The sequence below is a fragment of the Vibrio anguillarum genome (genome assembly GCF_001989995.2).
Classification (GTDB): domain Bacteria; phylum Pseudomonadota; class Gammaproteobacteria; order Enterobacterales; family Vibrionaceae; genus Vibrio; species Vibrio anguillarum.
In genome coordinates this window covers 1-4,714 of the sequence record NZ_JAHGUP010000194.1, presented here as the reverse complement: position 1 = coordinate 4,714, position 4,714 = coordinate 1, and the positions used below count along the sequence as shown (strand labels likewise).

Below are 4,714 nucleotides of genomic sequence, written 5' to 3'. Positions count from 1 at the left end.
AGTTCAAAAAAATCCCCAAGCAGAGGCTTGGGGATTTGTGTATAAGAGACAGACCCTAACCCTCCCCTAAAAGGGGAGGGAATTAGTTTCGTGAGCGTTGAGAGTATTTCATTTATGATGATCGATGTGGTTTGCTAAAACAGTTTTGCCCCAATACGTGTTTAGAACGCAAGAAACCATCATGAGATTTATTTGTGAAACAAGCTGTTTCCCAATTGCCCAACAGGTTGTTGGACAAACTCTACCCCCTCAATTTTGTAATAGGTTCTTGTGAAAATCACTCTAAAGCACTTCTGCCCCATTGTGTGTTTCGTTCTACGAAGCATATATTGTGAGCTATAAGTTTTGCGATACGAAAACTAATGGAAGCAAGAGGCAGGAGGCGACCCCGTGATTTTTTGGGTTATCTGGTAGGGGAACTGAACGAGGAACAGTAACGCATATCTCTACAACTCTATCTAACTAGTTTTCTAGTCCCATGTTGTGTAAAAGATGAAAGCAATAACAAGGGGTGCTAGACGAAGATGAAACTTGAAGTAAAAAAGACCTAACATATTCTTATCAATTGCATCTGCACAGCATCTCGATTCGGCACTATACCTGTAAATAAATTATGGTTTTTAATCAACAAGTAAGGCACTATTTGTGGGGTTCAATATCCAAAATATTGTTATTGAAGAGCTAGGCAAAGGTAACATGAACTAAACGACAATTTTTTTGATATAGGAAATATAAAGGTGTAAAAATGATTGATACTAATTCGTTTAAAAAAAGAATAAAAACAACAGCATACGCAAAGTTTGATGCGCACAAGAGGTATGAACGACTAAACAATACATCCTTATTTGCACTTACATCTGCATCGTCATTACTTATATTTGTCAGTATATTTAATAAGTTTATTGCAGATTTTTGCCTGTTTGTTAACCCTTCACGAGTCGAATTATTTTCAATCGTAGTTTCAATTATAATTTTGATACTGTCATTAGTCGTATCTTTTGCCTCATATTCATTAAAGTCTGAGAGAGCTTTAAGGAGCGGTAATGAAATGATCGACTTGAATTGTGTAGTAATGATGATGAAAAAAATAGGTCAATAATAAATGAATATATTGTATTAAGAAAAAGTGCGGATAATCATAAGAGGTTTCACTATACAAGAGGGCGATTAGAAAGAAAAAGTGAAAAAAATATAGATGATCTTAAACCAAGTGATTATCCTACCAAAATAGAAAAATTAGAATATTGGGCTCCAATAATCATGTATTATTTGGTGTCTTTATTTGCAATCACTTTGTTTTTAACCATGTCAATAGTTGTTTTTTAATTATGCTTGATCAAACATTTAGCCCTCAATCATTAAATAAACTTGTTTCTGGCTCTGACGTGGCTAAATATTCACTAGGAGTTAACGGTGATTTGGTTATAAATACGATAACATCAATATCGTATGAAGTATCACAAGAATCATTCAAGTTTGAAAATGTTAAGGTAAGAAAGATCAAAGATAAGGATGTATACTATGTTGATGATAGGAGTGAGTACTTTGCAGTTAAAAAATTAAACTCTATAATAAAAAAGCTATATACCATTAATCATAGTAACAGGAATGAAATCCTCAAACAGTTAATTGATATAATTAATGATGGTACAGACTATAAATTGATTAGAGCTGATATAAAAGATTTTTTTGCTCAAGTGCCTAGAAAGAGTTTAATAAATAAAATTAGAAAAGATTCTCTACTGGGAAGTATGATGATTCATAAATTGAATCAACTAAATAAATTTTTGATTGATAATTCTTGCTCAGGTCTTCCTCGTGGTTTGTCAATAAGTTCAACTTTGTCGGAATTATACCTAAGAGATTTTGATTCATATATCAAATCAAATAGTAATGTGTATTATTATGCCAGGTATGTGGATGATATAATAATTATCTGTCTAGACAATGTAGAAGAAGTAGATCTTGCTTTAAATAAAGGACTAGAATCATTAGGCTTATCAGTCAATGAAAAGTATATGGTTATCAATGATAGAGGCCTTGAAAATGAATTTGATTACTTAGGTGTGAAATTTAGATTGAGTAATAAAAGTTCGAAATACTCCCTTTCAACTAACAAAGTCAAAGAAATAAAGACAAGAGTAATAAAGTCAATAGTGGATTATAGGAAAAATAAGGACGATGAACTATTAATTAACCGTATTATGTTTTTGACTAGTAACTACAAAATACACACTAAAACTGAGTCAAACAATTTGAAAGCAGGTATATACTATAATAATCAATATATAACTGACTATTCTCAGCTAGCCGAATTGAATGAATTTTTAAGAAAGTCACTCACAGCAAAGAGAGGTAGCTTAGCTAAACTAGTTAGGCTAATACCCTCTTCGGTAGTAAGTCAATGTATTAGGATGTCATTTTTTGAAGGTTATATCAATAAACGTATGGTCAGCTTTTCGAGTAAAGAAATATCTAATATTGTAAGGTGCTGGAAACATGGCTAGCGAGATAAAAATAAATAAACATGACTATAACAGAATAGTTCTTACAGAAGTCCAACCTTATGAACTTCCTTTTATTGTGACAAATGAAGGTTTTTACTCATACTTAAGTGACGAGAAAAATCACGACCTCTTTAGAACATTATTTTCCTCTCTTAAGGAAACGAAGCCTTTCGATTTTAAAATTAAGAAAAGTGAGTCTTCAACGAGAAAGCTAAGCTTGATACATCCATATGGACAGGCTAAGTTTGTTAGTTTTTACCGAAATCATAACGAAATAATAAAATCAAAATGTAGTATAAGTAAGTACTCTTTGAGATATCCTGTTGATACAGCATTATTTTATTTAGAAACACCTGAAATAGATGTAGAAAGTCAAATAAAAGATGAAGGAGTAGACCTTCAACCTGATAATGAACAAGTAATTCCTGCATATGCGAGTTCGTTCTTTACATATAAGAAATATAATTTTCTATATAAGTTCTACGATTCTTATACATTCCATAGAATCGAGAGGAAGTTCTGTAAGCTACACAAATTTGACGTATCCAAGTGCTTTGAGAACTTATCTACAGATATGTTACCAACAGCACTTAGAGGGGAAGAACTACTTAGGAGTACACGCAATTCAAACAGTTCATTTGAAAGTGTTTTTTCTGATTTAATTTCATATGTAAATTACGGAAGAAATCACGGTATTGTTATAGGTCCTGAATTCTCTCGAATATACGCTGAAATATTGCTGCAAAAAATTGATTCGAAAATTGAGATTTTGTTAGCCAATAATAATATAAGGTATGGGCGAGATTATGTAATAAAAAGGTATGTTGATGATTACTTTTTATTTTACAATGATGATAATATTCTTTCGCCAATTAAAAAATGTGCACTGGACAACCTATCCAATTACAAGTTGTTTATAAATGAATCTAAAGATGAACATCTAAATAGACCTTTTATCACTGGTGTTACTAGTGCAAAGATGTCTATTAGTGCATTTTTTGATGAGTTGTTTAAACATGTTAATATTGATATAAAAAAGGAGGAGTTAACAACAACATCAAGCTTTTACAATTACAATAAACTATCTAATAAATTTATCACGAAGTTGAAGTGCATCGTAAGTAATCACGAAGTAGCGTATGAGAGCATTAGTGGGTATTTCCTAACAATACTAAGAAGGAAAATATCTGAACTTAGCCACGTGTATTCAACGTCAAATATGGATAGCAAGACATCTGACTCAATATCACGTTTTCTGTTATTGATAGCAGAAGTGTCTTTCTTTATCTATTCTATGGATAGCCGTGTTAGATCTACATATATAATTAGTGAAATTATACTTCAGATTTCTGATATATGTAAAAAGTTAGATTATGAATCTGAATTGATGATAACGGATAAGATAATTCAAGAAGCTAAGTTTTCAATAAAAAATTCTATTAGAGGAACTGAAAACGTAGAATCATTGAATTTGGCTCTTTCATTGCAATCGTTGAATACTGAAAATAGTTTATCTAATGACGATATAAAAAATCTACTTAACGTTAAAGATGAAGTTGACACTGTAAACTACTTCCAATTAGTAGTAGGTCTTTACTTCATAAAGAATAATAGTAACTTTTACAAGTTGAAAGTTGATTTGTGTGACAAGGCATTTAATAAAGTATTTTCATGCTCTAATCCTTTACAGGATAGCGAGTCGGTTCATATTATATTTGATACTTTAAGGTGTCCCTACCTCACAAATAATTTCAAGAGTAAAATAGTCGATAAATTGTATGATATGAATGTAATTCCTAAGTCGGTATCTAAAGATGAACTGATTGAATGCATATGTAATAATGATTGGTTTGTTGATTGGAGTGAATTGTCAATAAAACGGCTACTAAAGAAGAAGCAATTGCGTTCTCCGTATTAAGTATTATAATACCCAAGGCCCGAGAACTATACGGCATCCGTGCCGAGTTGCTAATCTATATAGCAACACACACTACACTTACTCGGGCCAACCTTTCTTCCTACCCGCTTGAATTGAATACTATGAGAAATTTAGGTTTGTGTGCTTTTTTAAGCGATAGAACTTAGATTTATTCATACCAACAAGGTTCATGGCTTTAGATTGACTTACACCTAAAATGATAGGGTCAGGTCTTTTCTTTTTCTTATCAGGGTTTTCCATACTTGAGAGGCTCTTCTCCGCTTTAATG

The 4,714-nt window shown here is 31.8% G+C and carries 3 protein-coding genes; all 3 read left to right on the top strand.

From position 1 onward, the window contains the following. The first annotated feature begins 745 nt into the window (after window positions 1–745). Window positions 746–1,099, top strand: coding sequence for an SLATT domain-containing protein (locus PL85_RS19125; protein ID WP_115339719.1), 354 nt, complete (start codon window positions 746–748; stop codon window positions 1,097–1,099). Between the two features lie 229 nt (window positions 1,100–1,328). After that, entirely contained in the window at window positions 1,329–2,507 is a 1,179-nt protein-coding gene (gene drt3a / locus PL85_RS18350) for an antiviral reverse transcriptase Drt3a (protein WP_115339718.1), read from the top strand. Further along, on the top strand, window positions 2,500–4,425 hold the full coding sequence (gene drt3b / locus PL85_RS18345; protein WP_115339717.1) for an antiviral reverse transcriptase Drt3b: 1,926 nt from the start codon (window positions 2,500–2,502) through the stop codon (window positions 4,423–4,425). The genes drt3a and drt3b overlap by 8 nt, the downstream gene beginning before the upstream one ends. The last annotated feature ends 289 nt before the right edge of the window (window positions 4,426–4,714 follow it).

Excerpts from the sequence above, each read along its gene's own strand:
- PL85_RS19125 (WP_115339719.1), top strand. The coding sequence starts at position 746 with ATGATTGATACTAATTCGTTTAAAAAAAGAATAAAAACAACAGCATAC.
- drt3b (WP_115339717.1), top strand. The coding sequence starts at position 2,500 with ATGGCTAGCGAGATAAAAATAAATAAACATGACTATAACAGAATAGTT.
- drt3a (WP_115339718.1), top strand. The coding sequence starts at position 1,329 with ATGCTTGATCAAACATTTAGCCCTCAATCATTAAATAAACTTGTTTCT.